The following is a 17,290-nucleotide window of genomic DNA, read 5'->3' on the forward strand; positions in this document are numbered from 1 at the left end:
ACCAATTTAACGAAGAGCCAACTTAATTAATTGCTCAATTGAAGCATCTGGATTACTTTTTAGTAAACTATCCAAACTTTTCTCAGCAACACCCCTAGCAATTCCCAAGGTAACAAGCGCCGCTAAAGCTTCTTGTTTAACCCCATATGTATGATCATGAGAAGCTAAACCAGCTTCAACAAATAGGGCATCCTTTTTGCATTTGTCTTTCAATTCCAAAATAACACGCTGTGCCGTTTTAGAACCTATACCTTTAATCGATTGAATCAAACCAATATTTTCATTCATAATGGCTGCTCTAATTTCCCCAGAAGAGAATGAAGATAACATGACCAAAGCCGTGCTTAAACCAATACCTGAAACACTAATTAAATCTAAAAACAAAAACTTTTCGTCCATACTATGAAAACCAACCAAAGTATGGGAGTCTTCTTTTATCTGTAAATGGGTAAAAAGCTTGATGGATTCATGTCCATTTGTCAAACTGTCATAGGTTTGAAGTGATATCTTAACTTCATATCCTACTCCATTCACATCAATAATGACATGTGTACGATCTTTATGGGCTAATTTACCTTGCAAATATGCAATCATCTTTAGGATATTCTAAGTCGCATTCCTGGTCGTAATACCGCTGAACGCAATCGATTTAATTTCTTAATTTTAGCCACTGTCAATCCTTCATGCCTTTCTGCTATGTCGGATAAAGTATCTCCAGATCGAACTAAATAGTACTTGACTTTTTTCTTTTTAGAGACTAATTGCTTAGTCGTTAATTTGATGGTTGAGGTATCCGCTACCTTAGCCACATATTTTACTGGAAACCATTGCTTTTCCAAAACAAACAAATTTTGACCTTTTTTCAAGCGATTTCTCCTTAAACGGTTAATCCTTTTTAATTCAAAAACAGATATTTCAAATTTGCGTGCTACTTCATAAATAGTTTCTCCCTTTTTAACCTTGTAGCGCACCTTAACCATACGCATTCTCATACTTGCACTGGTATCTGTTGCAAAAACGGGTTGTATGGAAATTGACGCTAGTCCAGCAGAATCAAGGATTTGCTTTCGATTTACTTGGAAAAAGTCAGATCTATTTTTAGGGATTTTTAATACAAACGATTTTGAATCTTTTGGCAAATAATGGGTTAATACATGTGGATTTAGCTTTTTCAACGTATCCATGGATATCTTGGCTAAAGAAGCAAATACACTTAAGTTCAAATATCCATTGATTTGTAAGGTATCAGAAGGAACATGACTCGCCCAAGTTTCCGGATGTATGGCATGATCCCAATGATAATTCATCATGTAGGCCATAGCAATAAACTGGGGGACATACGCACGTGTTTGTTTAGGCAAACAGGGATAAATCCCCCAAAAATCATCAGAACCTTTGCAGTTTCGAATGGCACGTTTCACATTTCCGGGCCCCGTATTATACGCTGCCAAAGCTAAATGCCAATCGCCAAAAATTCGATACAATTGCCTTAAATACTTACTTGCTGCTTCCGAAGCTCGTTCAGGATCAAATCGTTCATCAATGTATGAATCTACACGAAGACCAAAATCACCTCGGGCGGTATAAGGCATAAATTGCCACAATCCACCAGCTCCTTTATTGGATAAGGCTTTAGGATCAAGACCTGATTCTATTAATGATAAATATTTAAGTTCATCAGGAAGGTTATATTGCTTTAAATATTTCTCATAAATAGGAAAATATAAATCACGCTTTTCCAACATGCGCTGAGTAAAGTCAGACTTCCTAAAAGCAAAGTACTCAACAAACTGATGCACGTAGAAATTATAAGGCAGCGGAATTTGATTCTTCATCTGTTTCAAACGTCCCTCAATCAAAGCTGGATCAATCATCCAAGCTGTCGGAGAACCTTGTTCATATTGAGCTAAAGAATCAATGACACGCTCATCTAATATAGGTTTGAATGGATTCCATACTTGAGCCTTCCCTATTGAGCTAACAATAAGTAGTAAAATGAAAATAATATGTAAGATCTTCTTATTCAACGTATTAAACTAATTCCTTGGCTAATATTAACATTGCTTCTTCTTGGAAAACATCAGCCATGATTTGAAATCCCATGGGTAAAGATTGTGTATCTTCACCCATAGGTATAGAAATAGCAGGTAAACCTGCCACATTGGCCTGAACGGTAAATAAATCTCCTAAATACATTTGTAGTGGATCTAGTGTTTTCTCTCCCAAACGGTAAGCGGTAGAAGATGTTGTCGGAGAAACTAAAAATTCATTTTCCTCCAATAAGCCTTGCGTAAACTCTTTGATCAATCTCCGAACCTTTTGCGCCTTGGTATAATAAGCATCATAATAATCGGCACTTAGGACAAATGTTCCCAGCATGATTCTTCGCTTGACTTCTTCTCCAAATGCTTCATCACGCGTCTTTTTATACATGTCCAACAAATCTTTGGTGGAAACAGATGTTCTATGACCAAATTTGACACCGTCAAATCGTGATAAATTAGAGCTCGCTTCTGCAGTTGTAAGGATATAATATGTAGGCAATAAAGCATCTACAAAAGGAAAATCTACCGGAATAACCTCATAACCTTTATTTTTCAATCGTTCTAACTTCTCAAAAAAGGCAATTTTTATATCAGCTTGCAGACTTGGATGCTCAGCCATTTCCTTGATGTAGGCTATTCGCTTACCAGAACTTGGCTTTTTAGCTGAAAACTGGGACATAGAAATAACCGTACTATCTTGTCCATCAGCCCCTGAAATATATCTCAAAACTAAAGCTAGGTCATCTACATGGCGAGCTATAGGACCAATCGTGTCAAAAGAGGAGGCATAGGCAATTAATCCCCAACGAGAAACACGACCGTAAGTGGGTTTCAAACCAATAACACCACAGAAAGCAGCTGGCATACGAATAGATCCCCCAGTGTCTGTACCTAAAGAAATATGGCACATGTTGGCTTGGACGGCTACAGCAGAACCACCCGAACTTCCACCAGCAACGTGGGTTGTATTTTTGAAATTCAGGACAGGACCAAAAGCCGAGTTTTCATTGGTAGAGCCCATACCAAACTCATCACAATTTTGTCTACCAATTACAATGGCATCTTGATCTAGTAGTCGCTGAACAGCAGTTGCAGAAAAAGTTGATTTAAAAGAATGTAAAATTTTACTTCCGGCATAGGAATGATGATCTTCATAACAAAGTAAGTCTTTGATTCCAATGACCAAGCCGGCTAATTCACCTGCCGTTCCTGATTGGAACTTATTATCAATGTGCGCCGCTTTTTCTAGTGCTTCCGAAGCATATACTTCTAAAAAGGCATTCAGCTTGGGATTATGTGCTTCAATTTGGGACAAATAATACTTCACAATGTCCACACAGGTCAACTGACCTTCGTCCAACAATTTCCTTAAATCACTGTATTTTAACTGGGATATATTCATCCAAATGGGGTATTCAATAAAACACAAAAGCATAGTTGGACAAGTCCAACTATGCAGATAAATAAGTAAAACGAAGAATTACTTCTTAGTCTCGTCTAGTTCTTTATTGATTTGATCTTTCACTTCATTTTTAGCATCCTGAAATTCACGGATACCTTTACCTAGTCCACGCATTAACTCAGGTAACTTCTTTCCACCAAAGAACAATAGTATGGCTAAACCGATTAATAAAAGTTCTCCACCACCTAAACCGTTCAAAAACAACAATATACTTGCTATGCTCATCATTTTCTGTATTTAAAAATTTTGTAAATATATTCAATACTAATTAAAAATCCTTCTCTAAGGGTCAAAGATTACATTTGTTTTTCAAATTCATCTAGTTCTTGTTTAATTGATTTTCCTACCCATAGGACTAATGCCAAATCATCTGTAAAACCAACAATGGGCAACAAATCGGGTATAAAATCAAAAGGTGATATAAAGTAAATCAACACGGCAGCAATTTTTGCTAGAGTTATCGCAGGTAATTTCCGATAAGTTCCTTGTACATACGCCTTAATCAACTGACTAAACAATACAATGTAATGATTTAATAAACGAACCACAGAAAGATTGCTTTGAGCAGCAGTTTCATTCACTTTTTGTAAAGATTGTTTCACCAAATTTAATAAACCATATTTATTGTTATCCATTAAGTCTTCCCCTTTATCCAAAGCTTCTTTGAAAAATTGGGAGCTTATAATGCGATCAATAAAAGTGATTTTTCTAGTCATAAACATTGATTTATCCATAAATATACAAATTGAATACCAAAATCTAGCAGGCCTTGCCCTTATTTATATAATCCGACTACTTTTACAAATATGTAAGTGTTTTATCGTAATTTAGGGGAGTTTTTTGCTCATAAGAATCATTAAAATCACACAACAATGAAAATTACCGTAGTTGGAGCTGGTGCTGTAGGTGCTACATGTGCTGACAACATCGCTAGAAAAGAATTAGCAGATGAATTAGTTTTATTGGACATCAAAGAAGGAATTGCTGAAGGCAAAACCTTGGATATGTTCCAAACTGCCTCCCTATTAGGTTTTGATACCAAATTAGTAGGTTCTACCAATGATTATGCTAAAACAGCTAATTCAGATGTGGTAGTCATTACTTCTGGCTTACCAAGAAAACCTGGTATGACACGTGAAGAATTAATTGGGGTTAACGCTGGTATCGTTAAGAGTGTAGTAGAAAATATTTTGAAATTTTCTAAAAATCCAATCATTGTGATTATTTCCAATCCTATGGATACCATGACTTATTTAGCGAAGTCGGTAGCTGGATTAGACAAGCACCGTATCATTGGTATGGGTGGTACGTTGGACTCAGCTCGTTTCAAATGTTATTTAGCAAAAGCTATGGATGTCTCAATCAATGATATCCATGGAACTGTCATAGGTGGTCATGGAGATACTACGATGATTCCGTTGAAACGTTTAGCTACTTACAATGGCGTTCCAGTAAATCAATTCCTATCCACTGAAACATTGGATAAAGTGGCTGCTGATACGATGGTTGGTGGAGCTACATTAACAGGCCTATTAGGTACTTCTGCTTGGTATGCACCTGGTGCAGCTGGTGCTGCATTGGTAGAAGCTATCGTGCGTGATGAGAAAAAAATCATGGCATGCTGCGTATCTCTTGAAGGAGAATATGGCCAATCAGACATTTGCTTAGGTGTCCCCGTTGTTTTAGGTAAAAACGGATGGGAGAAAATCGTTGATTATCAATTAACAGAAGATGAGCAAGCTGCTTTCAATAAATCAGCTGATGCTGTACGTAATATGAACTCCGTTTTAAGTACCTTGAGTTTATAATACCATCAAAATATAAAATTAAAAAGGCCATCTCTCGATGGCCTTTTTCTATTTAGAGCGGATTGCAATAACAGGATCCATCTTAGCTGCCACCCAAGCTGGGATAATACCAGACAATATTCCAATAAAGCTTGATATCATTAAACCACTAAGAATATTTTTAAAACTTAAACTTAATGGCAAGGCCTCTTGTGGGATGAGTGTAATTAAGACCACCAAACCGATCCCCACTATCCCTCCAATTAAACTTAAGAATACAGCTTCAAATAAAAACTGAAACATGATGAAATAATTTTTAGCTCCTAAAGACTTTTGAATCCCGATAATATTAGTCCTTTCTTTTACCGAAACAAACATAATATTGGCAATACCAAAACCTCCAACTAATAAAGAAAAACCAGCAATTAAAGCTCCTGCTATATTGAGAACAGAAAAAATTCCATCAAAAAACTGATTCAAACCATCCATTCGATTGATAGAAAAAGAATCCTCTTGTTTAGGTTTAATCGAACGCAAACTACGCATCATCCCCGAAATATCTCCTTCCAAATTTTGCTGATTCACATCATCCTCAAAAGCTTTAATGGATATATCTGGCTGTGGTCGATCTTTTTGAAAAATAGTTGCATAAGTAATGTAAGGAATAATAACTTTCTCGTCTGGAGTACCACCAAAACCCAACATATCATTTCCTTTCTTTTCTATGACGCCTATCACCGAAAATTTAATTCCATTTAATTTTATTACCTGACCAATCATCGACTCCCCATTGGCAAGGTTTTCAGCAACCTTGGAACCAATAATGGCCACATTCAGTCCATTATCTGATTCAATGGGTAAAAAATACCTTCCTTGATTAACAGGACAACTAGTTACTTGATTATAATCATAACTTGCCCCTGTGATATTAACATCCATACTACTACTTCCGCGATTGACTGAGGCTGTTCTACCTCCATCAATAATTGCCACCGCTTGTGCCGAAGTTAGATTTTCCTTCAAGTACTTAAACTCCGAATATTTCATCTCAGGGCGATTCAAATATTTCCACCAAGGATAATTATTTTGCATCAACCAAGGCCATTTGCCTACGTACAAAACTCCTGAACCTGCAAAAGAATCAATCTCCGAGCGAATTTTGCCATTCAATGAATCCACTGCAGTAAAAACAGCGACTATGGCAAAAATACCTACACTAACTCCTAGCAAGGACAAGGTGGTACGCATGATATTAGAACGAAGTGCCTGGTAGGCAAAAACTAAACTTTCAAATACTTGTCTTAGAAATTTCATAGCTATGAATTTGGGCAATAAGCTTAAAGTTACTAAGCTATTTCAATTTATATTCTTCTATTTGTATGAATAGATGGTATAAACTTTGAATGGCAATATGATGGTAAGACTGGATTTTTGTAATTTTATATCTTAATTCATACCCATGGCTTGGAGTCAACGAGAATATCACCTATTATCTGCTCATTTTGAGGGTAAATTGTATTTCGATACCTCTCAATCTTCACAAATAGCCCGTAAAATTTATGCCACTGACGCTTCGGTATACCAAGTCCAGCCGAAGGCCGTTGCCATACCAGCTTCTCATAAAGACATTAAACGTCTCATTCAATTTGCTAAAAATAATAAATTAGGCATCATTCCACGCGGCGCAGGTACATCACTGGCAGGCCAAGTCGTAGGTGAAGGTATCGTGATGGAAGTTTCTTCTTCCATGAGTAAAATCATTTCGCTTAATAAAAAAGAAAAAACGGTATGGGTAGAACCTGGTATGGTCAGAGATGATTTAAATACATCCATAAAAAAAACAGGCCTATTCTTCGGACCCGAAACCTCCACGGCCAATAGGGCACTTTTAGGTGGCATGGTGGGCAATAATTCCTGTGGATTACATTCCATCGTTTGGGGAAATGTTCGTGATCACTTGATTGAAACAAAAGCTATTTTAGCCGATGGTACAGACATATACACTCATCCATTAAGTAATGAAGAATTCTATAAAAAAACGAGTCTTCAGAATTTAGAAGGTAACATATACCGGGAGTTACATCGGATTTTGAATAATCCTGCTTTGCAAGAATTAATCAGAAACAAATTTCCCAAACCCAGCATTAAACGTAGAAATACGGGCTACGCTTTAGATGCTTTGGTGGAAATGCAACCTTTCAACCCTACTGGAAAGCCATTTAATCTTTCCACATTAATAGCTGGTTCTGAAGGTACCTTGGCAGTGGTTCACTCCCTTCGTCTACAATTATTAGATATTCCTTCTGCGGATGTTTGTTTAGTATGCGTACACTGCCATTCCATTCAAGAATCTCTGCAAGCCAATTTAGTGGCATTATCTTGTCTTCCTACTGCCTCGGAATTGGTAGATGATTTCATACTATCTTTTACAGAAGGTCACCCTCAATTCGAAAAAGATCGAGATTTTATTCAAGGTAAGCCCGAGGCAATTTTAATGGTGGAGTTTCGAGGAGACGAAGCGTCTAGTAGTGAAAATAAAGCCAATCAATTTATTGAAAAATTAAATGCTCAGAACATAGGATATGCCTGTCCTACTTTATTTGGAGAAGAAATTTCCAAAGGATGGGATATCAGGAAAGCTGGACTAGGCTTGATACGGAATATTCTTGGCGATAAACAAGCTGTCAATTTAATTGAGGATTGTGCTGTAGATCCAGAAGATTTGCCCAATTATGTTGCTGATATTCAAAATCTTCTAGAACAACATCAAGTACAAGCCGCATTTTATGCTCATGCGGGCGCTGGAGAATTGCATATTGAGCCATTTCTTGATTTAAAATCGGAGGAAGGGAAAAAACTTTTCCGCCAATTATTGCAAGAAACAGTTCAGATTCTTAAAAAATATCAAGGATCATTAAGCGGCGAACATGGAGATGGCAGACTTCGGGGAGAATTTATTCCTGAAATCATGGGTCCCGAAATTTATGAGCTTTTTCAAGAAATCAAACATATTTTTGACCCAAACAATACCCTTAATCCAGGAAAAATAGTCCATACTCCTCCCATGGATGAGGCATTTAGAATTCAAGCTAAAATTCCACAAAAAAGACAGTATTTCTTTGATTATGGTGCGTTAAATGACCCACTGACCTTAGCCGAAAAATGTTCGGGTTCAGGCGACTGTAAAAAAACAGCCCTATCAGGTGGAACCATGTGTCCTAGTTTTATGGCTACCCAACAAGAAAAGGATAGTACCCGAGCAAGAGCCAATATGCTGCGGCAAATTCTCAGTTCTGAGGTAGAAAAACCCTTTTCTGATCCACAATTGAAAGACATATTGGATTTATGTCTTTCCTGCAAGGGATGTCAAACAGAATGTCCTTCGGGAGTTGATATTAGTAAATTAAAAGCAGAAACTCTTCAACAGAGTTATATCGAACAAGGTACTCCATGGAGAACTCAATTAATTGGTCATTTTCCTCGAATACAAAACTGGGTTAGAAAAATTTCTCCCCTATATAATTTTGCCATCGAATTCCCTTTAAGCAGCATCATCATCAAAAGCATCATGGGATTTTCTTGGGAAAGAAGTATTCCCAAAGTATCATTTACCAGTCTCGAAGAATGGTTTTCAACCTACAAAAAGAAAGTGAGCCAAACAGAAATGCCTTTGGGGATGGTTTACTTTTTTGCTGATGAATTTACCAATTACAATGATGTTGGGATCGGCAAAAAGGCCATTGTCTTATTAAATGAACTTGGCTATGGTGTAGAAATACCCAAAGGAATCATTAGCGGCAGAAGTTATTTATCGAAAGGCATGCTCATTGAGGCTAAAAAGCTTGCTAACCGTAATGTAGTGTTACTTAAAGAAATCATTCGTTCAAACGCACCCTTCATTGGCTTGGAGCCAAGTGCTATTCTAAGCTTCCGTGATGAGATTCCAGAATTAGTTGACCCTGAACTCAAAAATGATGCGCTAAAATTAAAAGCAAACTGCCTATTGATTGACGAATTCTTAGCCCAAGAGATCAAGTCTAGAAGAATACAAAAATCATCATTTGGAACAAAAAGCAGGAAAATAGTCTTGCATGGGCATTGCCATCAAAAATCCATTGCTGGCTTAAGCTCTACAAGACAGGTTTTGTCATTTCCAGAAGGACATGAAGTAGAATTAATACCTTCAGGATGTTGTGGTATGGCAGGTTCATTTGGTTATGAAAAAAAACATTTCAAGATTTCTAAACAAATAGCCAACTTGGTATTATTCCCAACAATATTATCCAAACCAAGTTCAACCATTGTGGCAAGCAATGGTACTTCTTGTAGGCATCAAATCAAAGATGGTATTGATAAAAACGCATATCATACTGTTGAAATTCTATACCAATCCTTGGCCAATCCCCAGATAAAAATATGATTCAATTTAATTTATCGCTCTTTTTTGAAAATTCAACTGAAGAAAAAGCTCTTATTGCTTTACAAAAAATCATTGTACCAGAAATAGAAAAGCAATCATTTATTTCTCGCGTATATTTATTTGAAATCACCTCACATCAAGAACCTGACTCCAAAGGTTTTAGCTTACAATGCTGGGTGGAACCAGAATTTGAAAAACAATTGGCTATTATAGAGACCCTTGTATCCGGGTTTTTATTGGAAGAATTCCCCAATCAACATGTCTATTTCCCAAGTCAGTTGAAGAAGTTATAGCCAGTTGATCGCTTTCTTTTGATGGGCGATCAGGTAGTCATTGGTTTTTGAAAACACCTTATTCCCAAACCAACCTCCCCTGTTAGCCGATAGTGGCGAAGGATGAGAAGATTTTAAAAGCAAATGCTTTTTCTCATCTACATTTTTGGCCAATTGCTGCGCATAATGACCCCACAACAAAAATACCACATGTTCTTTTTCTTTACTGATTTTTTCAATGGCTAAGGAAGTTAATTTTTGCCACCCTATATCTTCATGTGAACCAGGTCTAGCCTCAGAAACTGTTAAAATCGAATTCAGTAATAGTACACCTTGTTTCGCCCATAGACTTAAATCACCATCTTGATTTGTCAAAAACACATCTAAATCCAGATGTAGTTCTTTTTTTATATTTCTCAATGAGGGAGGAAGTGGTAAACCTGATGTAACCGAAAAACACAGGCCATGAGCTTGACCTTTCCCATGATAGGGATCCTGACCTATAATAACCACTTGAGTATCGGCAAAAGAACATAAATTAAATGCTTGAAAAATAGCATCTTGAGGCGGAAAAACTTCATCCGATTGCATTTTTTTGGACAACTTCACTTGCATCGATTCAAAATATGATTCACCTAATTCAGAAAGGAAAATATTTTTCCAATCATTCATTAGTAAATCAGGTAATTTTCGAACTATTTTACTCTCAATTTGATCCATACTTATGACTGAAGCTATCACGAATGGTTTTTATATTGCTGTAGAGACACAACATTTGTCGGAATATGAAATTCAAAAACCATACCAACATTTTTTCTCTTACCAAATTACAATCAAAAACCTCAGTAAGCAACCTGCTCAATTAGTCAGTAGATTCTGGAAAATACAAGATGGCTCTGGAAAAACAGAACATGTGAATGGCTTAGGTGTGGTAGGTCAACAACCCATTCTTGAACCAAACCAATCCTTTACCTACACTTCAGGCTGTCCTATTATCGGCAATTTGGGCAAAATGAGTGGCCATTACACTTTTCTGAATTTAGAAAATCAATCCACCTTTTCAGTTAAGATTCCACCCTTTGAATTAGCACCTACTTATATTTTAAATTAATGCGTTTATTTCAAAAATTCTTCTTTTTAATACAAGCTCAAACAAGTCATGGATTACACTCCCCCTCTATATTTAAATTATACACCGAGGTAATCAATCCGATATTACAAAAGCGAATTTCAACGAACGATAAAACCAATGAACTCATCCACGAGGTGAGTCAATTTTATGCCCAAGAAATTGATTCTGGGGAAGTTTTTCCTTTGGTTATTCCACATTTAAATCCAGAAATTTACCAACAAATTGATCAAGATTTAATTCCAAAGGCCCAATCTAATTCCATTTTATTTATTCTACATCCCTATGAATCTACACTAAGCCAAGATATTTGGGATACTTTAGTAGATGACCCACGAGTCATTCACAGCATTGACCTATTTGATATAGGTATATTACGATTTAATCAGCTAGCTAGTAAACAGCATTTTATGCTGAAAAAATCTTAGACATAAAAAAAGGCGACCGAAGTCGCCTTTTCCATGTATTCTCAAAAAATTATACGGGCTTAGCAATTTCTACTAAAACACGTTTTCCTTTAATTTGAGCTCCAGCCATTTTTTCTAAAACAACATTCGCATATTCTTTAGGCACATCTACATAGGTATGCTTATTTTCAATTTGAATTTGCCCTAATACATTACCAGGGATTCCAGATTCACCTGCAAAAGCTCCTACGATGTTAGAAGGAGATATTTTCTCGTTGAAACCAATGTTAACAAACATACGAACCATATTTTCATCGGAACGATAAGGCTTACCTTCTTTGTCACTTCTTGGTCCACGTGGTCCACGATCTCTATCGCCACCACGGTCATCACGTCCACCATAACGAGAATCTCTCTCGAAACGACCAGCGCCACGACGGCCATCACGTTCACCGCCACGATCACCACGGTATCCTCCACGGTCTCCACCGCGATCACTACCACGGTCATCACGACCATATTTACGAGATTGACGTTCTAATTCTCCTTCGAGATTTTCATCACCAAACTCATTCTTTTGAACTCCCATGCTAATTTTCACTAAAGCGGCAACAATTTGCTCCGTTGTAAACCCAGCATGATGTAGGTTTGTCAATGCATCATTAAATACATCTAAATCTCCTTCTTGAATTGTAGCAGCAACACGCTCAATAAACATGCCTTTTTTAACACCTACTACATCCGTGAACGTAGGAATAACTCCTTTTTCAATCTTTACTTTAGTGTAATTCATGATTTCGCGCAAGCGATTTCTCTCTGAACCAACGACTAAAGTGAAAGCTTTACCGAATTTTCCAGCTCTACCAGTACGACCGATACGGTGTACATAATATTCTTCATCCAATGGGATATCATAATTAATAACCGCATCTACATTTTCTACGTCCAAACCACGAGCAGCTACGTCAGTAGCTACTAAGAACCCTACATTTCCGTTACGGAAACGGTTCATCACTTGTGTACGTTGAGATTGACGTAAATCACCATGTAAACCTTCGGCAGCATATCCACGTATCACCAATTCTTCAACCACTTCATCAACCCTTTTCTTCTGATTACAGAAAATAAGAACCAATTTCAGGTTGTAAAAATCTATCAAACGTGTTGTTACTTCCATTTTCGCACGTCCTTTGACATCAAAGTACAATTGCTCAATGTTCACATTCGTAATTTCGTTTTTAACTACCTTAACTAATTTAGGGTTAGTTAAATAACGGTTGGTTAAAGCCAAAATCGGCTTTGACATCGTGGCAGAAAATAATACCACTTGGCGCTCTTCTGGAATTTCTTGCAAGATACTTTCAATATCCTCTCTAAAACCCATGTCTAACATTTCATCTGCCTCATCCAATACAATCATGGAAGCTTGACCTAATTTCAATGCACGTCGTTCGATTAAGTCGATAACACGACCAGGAGTACCCACAACGATGTTGGCTCCAGCCTTTAATGACTTGATTTGACGATCAATGGAGTCTCCTCCATAAACAGTTGTAACCCAAACACCTTTAGTAAACTTGGATAATTTCTTTAATTCTTCAGTCACCTGAAGAGCTAATTCACGCGTAGGACATAACACGATGGCCTGCACATATTTCTCGAATGGAGCTACATGCTCGATCATTGGAATACCAAACGCGGCAGTTTTACCTGTACCTGTTTGTGCTTGGCCGATTACATCACGACCTTCTAAAATAAATGGAATAGCTTCTGATTGAATGGGAGAAGCGAATTCAAAGCCCATTTCATTAACAGCAGCCAGGATTCCTTCCGAAAACGGAAGCGAATCAAAGCGAATTTGATTACTCATTTGTTGTTTTTTAATTACGTTGCCCGAACACATCCGTAATTAACTCTTGCCGATAGCCCTTTACCAGGGAAAAGAATTTTACAATTAATGTAAAAAAGAGTTGTGAGGATGTATTTGTATTTCTAAAGCACAAAAGTACTTTAATAAAAAATGAGAAGCAAATAAATTGTATTATTTTAATACAGACTTCTTAGATAAGACCAAAAGTACTTGTGAATTGATTGGAACAGATGCCTCGGGATTGATGTTATTTCCTGCTGCTTTTACTTCAATACGATTGGGGGAAATCCCTTCACCGACTAAACGATTTTTGACTACAAAACCACGTTTCAAGCCAGATTTAGCATCATTTTCAGCAAATGCAAAGATACGAATTTGGACATCTTTGTACTTATTTAAACCCTCTGCCATCTTCTTAAAAAAGGCATCAAAAGGTGAAACTAATTGATTGGTTTCTACATCAAAAGAAATTTCACTTACTCGCAATTCGCTGGATTCTGTATTCGTAGTATCCGTTAAATACTCAAACATGGGAACTAAGGCGGAGGATTTAGGCACATCATAGGCCTTACCGTCGGGCCAACTCAAATGCGTCAATGAATCCGATGCTATTCTGGCAGAATCTGCAGTCAATTTAGACAAACTATCACGTAGCTTAGCCAAACTGTCAATGGGTATAATTTCTTCGGTATCAGCACTAACTACTTCATCCTCTTTAGTCATCTTGGTATACACAAACCAAGCTATAGCCGAAGCTAACAAAACGGAACCAATAATCAGCCCAATTGCTTTCCAATTAGTAGTTGAACCACCTTCTTCATCAGAATTCAAGTCAATTTCATCTGCATTAATTTGAAACGAACTAGATTCATGCTTGAATACATCGGATAAAAGTAAAATTTCAGAAATCTGGCCTTGTAATTTAGGAGGACACAAAGACGCAAAATCATGCTTTTGAGCAAAAAAATGTTCCCCAAAGGAATTCCAATCCTTCATAATAGCTATATCAACTTGCTTCAACCGATTTCCGTACATAGCGAAACAAATACTCAAGCCTTTTACTACCAATGAACTTTTACACTTCAATTCACGAGAAACCAATAAGGCAATTGCACTTTTTTTATCGGGCATTAATATGCCAAATAATCCTTCTCCATAGGATATGATTTCATCCCAGTTTACACTAGCCGTTGAACTAGAAAAAATTACTTCTATCTCTTTACTGGGCACGGACTTGTGCTGAATAAAATTGTATAAAGCATTGAAACGAATCTGATTTCGTATCATCTTTAGGGATGAACCTAAAATAATGGATTCCCAAACAGGTACTAATTCCTGTATTTTATCAACATTCTCGTTGGTTAATAGTGCTACACGTTGAATAAAAATCTCTCTCTCGCCAGCTTCCAAAATTGTAAACATCTGCCTCTTTGGGTATAATTATCCCCTAAATTACATTAGTATCATCACTTTTAGCACATATTGATTCGTATTTTTTTCATATTTCTTACTTCCATGAAAATGTATCATTAACTTTGCCGAATGAAGAAAGTATTATTCATTGACCGTGATGGAACCATTATCATTGAACCCATCATTGACCAGCAGGTGGATAGCTATGAAAAACTAGCCTTTTTGCCTCAAGTCATTTCCAATTTGAAAAAAATCACCGAGATCACTGATTATGAATTGGTGATGGTGACCAATCAAGATGGCTTAGGAACCTCTTCATTTCCTGAAGATACGTTTTGGCCTGCTCAAAATAAAATGTTGGAAATTTTAGCTTCTGAGGAAATAACATTTTCGAAGATTCACATTGATAAGAGTTTTCCTCATGAAAATTTACCGACAAGAAAACCAGGGATTGGACTATTAACAGAGTACTTTTCTCCCGAATACGATTTATCGAATTCTTATGTGATAGGTGATCGCCTAACGGATATACAATTAGCTGAAAACTTAGGATGTCAGGGAATTTTAATTGGAGCATTGGAAGTCCCATCAGCATTACAAGCTTCTTTGGCTCTACAATGTGAGGATTGGAATCAAATATTCCATTTTTTCCAATTACCTGATAGAAAGGTATCTCACCATAGAAATACGCATGAAACGAAAATCCACATTGAATTAAATTTGGATGGAAGTGGTCAGGCTAATAACCAAACTGGCCTAGGTTTTTTTGATCATATGTTGGATCAAATTGCGAAACACGCTAATATGGATTTAGCAGTCCATGTACAAGGAGATTTACACATTGATGAGCACCATACAATTGAAGACACGGGTATTGCCTTGGGAGAGGCTTTTGCTATCGCCTTAGGAAATAAGCGAGGAATCAATCGTTATGGTTTTTTATTGCCCATGGATGATTGTTTGGCTCAAGTGGCGATTGACTTCTCTGGCCGTAATTGGTTGGTTTGGGAAGCCACTTTCAAAAGAGAAAAAATTGGAGAAATGCCAACTGAAATGTTCGCTCATTTTTTCAAATCTTTTTCCGATGCATCTAAGTCCAATATAAATATCAAGGCAGAAGGAGAAAATGAACACCATAAAATAGAGGCCATTTTTAAAGCTTTTGCTAAGTCAATTCGATTAGCAGTCCAAAGAGACGTAAATAATTTAAATTCTTTACCTAGTACTAAAGGCCTGCTTTAATTTTTTTAGTATTTTTGCACGTCATTAAACATACAACTATGGGTTATTCAGGAGCAGCATTTTTTATTATTTTGTTTGCAATTTCAATTGTTATTGGTTCAAAACTTCAAAAAATTTATAAAGAGAGAGGTAAATAAGCCTCTTTCTTTATAAACAGCCTTCATCGGCAAAACTGAAATAGCCCTGAGCAGTAATTATTACATGGTCCAAAATCTGGATATCTAACATCTTACCTGCTTCCACAATTCGTTGCGTTAATTCTCGATCTGCCTTACTTGGTTTTAATTGTCCAGATGGATGGTTATGAGCAATGATCAAAGAACTAGATATCGTGTCTAAAGCGGACTTAAATAAAAGTTTTAAGTCGACGGATGTTCCTGCTACTCCTCCCATACTCAGTCGTTGCATTTTCAATACACTGGATGCCCGATTTAAATGCATGACCCAAAACTCTTCATGATTTAAATCAAAGAGATGGGGATGAAATAAGCGATAGGCATCCTTTGAGCTTTGAATCACTTGGATGGCTTGAGAAGCCTCATACGACATTCTCCTCCTCCCTAATTCCATAGCTGCTACTAACATGGTTGCCTTTGCATTTCCAAGTCCTTTAAATTTCATGAAATCACTCAATGAAAAACGACCTAGGGTACTTAAATTTCCTCCAATGGAATTTAATAATTCATTGGCCATCTGCAATGCGGATTTATTGGGAATCCCTGAATGAATCAAAATAGCAAGTAACTCATCCACACCTAATAAATCCTTACCAACTAAGTTCAACTTCTCTCGAGGGCGATCTTCGACATTTAGCTCTTTAATTCCTAGCTTGGGGCCTTCGTATTCCATTGGCTTTTTTTAAGCGAATGTAAGACCCATAAACGAAAAAACCCCGCCATAGGCAGGGTTTATCAAGTATATGATATTCGCGCGATTAAGCAGCGACTTTGTTAACCAACTTAGCTAATTTAGACTTCTGGTTGGCTGCTTTATTCTTGTGGATGATGTTCTTCTTCGCCAATTTATCCAAAGCTGAAGAAACTTGTTTGAACAAATCTACCACTACAGATGTGTCCGTAGTCAATCTCAATTTCTTGATCAATGTACGAGTAGATTTATGCTGATAACGATTGCGCAAACGCTTTGCTTCATTTGCCCGAATACGCTTTAGTGCTGATTTATGATTTGCCATTTTTAACTAAAAAATTTCTATTCTTTTGAAAATTGAAATGCAAAAGTAAAC

The 17,290-nt window shown here is 36.9% G+C and carries 17 protein-coding genes; 6 read left to right on the forward strand and 11 right to left on the reverse strand.

Going from position 1 to position 17,290, the window contains the following annotated elements; translation table 11 throughout:
• Positions 1-6: 6 nt before the first annotated feature.
• The 5 genes from ruvA to U0R11_RS11850 all read right to left on the reverse strand — a co-directional run bounded on the left by ruvA (position 7) and on the right by U0R11_RS11850 (position 4,223).
• On the reverse strand, positions 7-594 hold the full coding sequence (gene ruvA, locus U0R11_RS11830; RefSeq protein WP_406751883.1) for a Holliday junction branch migration protein RuvA: 588 nt from the start codon (positions 592-594) through the stop codon (positions 7-9).
• A 2-nt stretch (positions 595-596) separates the two neighbouring features.
• Positions 597-2,027 (reverse strand): lytic transglycosylase domain-containing protein, encoded by a 1,431-nt coding sequence (locus tag U0R11_RS11835; RefSeq protein WP_406751884.1) that lies wholly within the window; start codon positions 2,025-2,027, stop codon positions 597-599.
• A gap of 4 nt (positions 2,028-2,031) precedes the next feature.
• On the reverse strand, positions 2,032-3,447 hold the full coding sequence (gatA, locus tag U0R11_RS11840; protein ID WP_406751885.1) for an Asp-tRNA(Asn)/Glu-tRNA(Gln) amidotransferase subunit GatA: 1,416 nt from the start codon (positions 3,445-3,447) through the stop codon (positions 2,032-2,034).
• Positions 3,448-3,525: 78 nt separating this feature from the next.
• Positions 3,526-3,732 carry a twin-arginine translocase TatA/TatE family subunit gene (gene tatA / locus U0R11_RS11845; RefSeq protein ID WP_109322843.1) on the reverse strand — a complete coding sequence of 69 codons (207 nt, stop codon included), beginning with the start codon at positions 3,730-3,732 and terminating at the stop codon, positions 3,526-3,528.
• 71 nt (positions 3,733-3,803) lie between these two features.
• Complete coding sequence (locus U0R11_RS11850) at positions 3,804-4,223, reverse strand: YkvA family protein (protein WP_406751886.1); 420 nt, start codon at positions 4,221-4,223, stop codon at positions 3,804-3,806.
• Between the two features lie 156 nt (positions 4,224-4,379).
• Here U0R11_RS11850 and mdh point away from each other — a divergent pair, with 156 nt between their 5' ends.
• A complete protein-coding gene (mdh, locus tag U0R11_RS11855; protein ID WP_406751887.1) occupies positions 4,380-5,315 on the forward strand; it encodes a malate dehydrogenase in 936 nt (311 codons plus the stop codon).
• A 48-nt stretch (positions 5,316-5,363) separates the two neighbouring features.
• Here mdh and U0R11_RS11860 read toward each other — a convergent pair whose 3' ends face one another.
• Entirely contained in the window at positions 5,364-6,608 is a 1,245-nt protein-coding gene (locus tag U0R11_RS11860; protein ID WP_406751888.1) for an ABC transporter permease, read from the reverse strand.
• Positions 6,609-6,753: 145 nt separating this feature from the next.
• On the opposite strand from U0R11_RS11860, the gene U0R11_RS11865 reads away from it, so the two are divergent.
• Complete coding sequence (locus tag U0R11_RS11865; RefSeq protein ID WP_406751889.1) at positions 6,754-9,714, forward strand: FAD-binding and (Fe-S)-binding domain-containing protein; 2,961 nt, start codon at positions 6,754-6,756, stop codon at positions 9,712-9,714.
• Positions 9,711-10,007 carry a DUF4286 family protein gene (locus U0R11_RS11870; RefSeq protein WP_406751890.1) on the forward strand — a complete coding sequence of 99 codons (297 nt, stop codon included), beginning with the start codon at positions 9,711-9,713 and terminating at the stop codon, positions 10,005-10,007. The genes U0R11_RS11865 and U0R11_RS11870 overlap by 4 nt, the downstream gene beginning before the upstream one ends.
• On the opposite strand, the gene U0R11_RS11875 is transcribed toward U0R11_RS11870, so the two are convergent.
• On the reverse strand, positions 10,002-10,706 hold the full coding sequence (locus U0R11_RS11875; protein WP_406751891.1) for a uracil-DNA glycosylase: 705 nt from the start codon (positions 10,704-10,706) through the stop codon (positions 10,002-10,004). The genes U0R11_RS11870 and U0R11_RS11875 overlap by 6 nt on opposite strands.
• Positions 10,707-10,710: 4 nt before the next feature.
• Between U0R11_RS11875 and apaG the strand changes: the two genes are divergently transcribed.
• Entirely contained in the window at positions 10,711-11,097 is a 387-nt protein-coding gene (gene apaG / locus U0R11_RS11880) for a Co2+/Mg2+ efflux protein ApaG (protein ID WP_406751892.1), read from the forward strand.
• Positions 11,097-11,543: a hypothetical protein gene (locus tag U0R11_RS11885; protein WP_406751893.1), complete on the forward strand. Its 447-nt coding sequence runs from the start codon at positions 11,097-11,099 to the stop codon at positions 11,541-11,543. The genes apaG and U0R11_RS11885 overlap by 1 nt, the downstream gene beginning before the upstream one ends.
• Positions 11,544-11,592: 49 nt before the next feature.
• Here U0R11_RS11885 and U0R11_RS11890 read toward each other — a convergent pair whose 3' ends face one another.
• A complete protein-coding gene (locus U0R11_RS11890) occupies positions 11,593-13,392 on the reverse strand; it encodes a DEAD/DEAH box helicase (RefSeq protein WP_406751894.1) in 1,800 nt (599 codons plus the stop codon).
• 171 nt (positions 13,393-13,563) lie between these two features.
• A complete protein-coding gene (locus U0R11_RS11895) occupies positions 13,564-14,814 on the reverse strand; it encodes an OmpA family protein (RefSeq protein WP_406751895.1) in 1,251 nt (416 codons plus the stop codon).
• Positions 14,815-14,934: 120 nt separating this feature from the next.
• On the opposite strand from U0R11_RS11895, the gene hisB reads away from it, so the two are divergent.
• Positions 14,935-16,047, forward strand: coding sequence for a bifunctional histidinol-phosphatase/imidazoleglycerol-phosphate dehydratase HisB (gene hisB / locus U0R11_RS11900; RefSeq protein ID WP_406751896.1), 1,113 nt, complete (start codon positions 14,935-14,937; stop codon positions 16,045-16,047).
• A gap of 147 nt (positions 16,048-16,194) precedes the next feature.
• Here hisB and radC read toward each other — a convergent pair whose 3' ends face one another.
• Complete coding sequence (gene radC, locus U0R11_RS11905) at positions 16,195-16,896, reverse strand: RadC family protein (protein WP_406751897.1); 702 nt, start codon at positions 16,894-16,896, stop codon at positions 16,195-16,197.
• Positions 16,897-16,981: 85 nt separating this feature from the next.
• Positions 16,982-17,239: a 30S ribosomal protein S20 gene (rpsT, locus tag U0R11_RS11910; RefSeq protein WP_406751898.1), complete on the reverse strand. Its 258-nt coding sequence runs from the start codon at positions 17,237-17,239 to the stop codon at positions 16,982-16,984.
• Between the last annotated feature and the right edge of the window lie 51 nt (positions 17,240-17,290).

The organism is Aquirufa salirivi (genome assembly GCF_045310485.1).
GTDB classification, from domain to species: domain Bacteria; phylum Bacteroidota; class Bacteroidia; order Cytophagales; family Spirosomataceae; genus Aquirufa; species Aquirufa salirivi.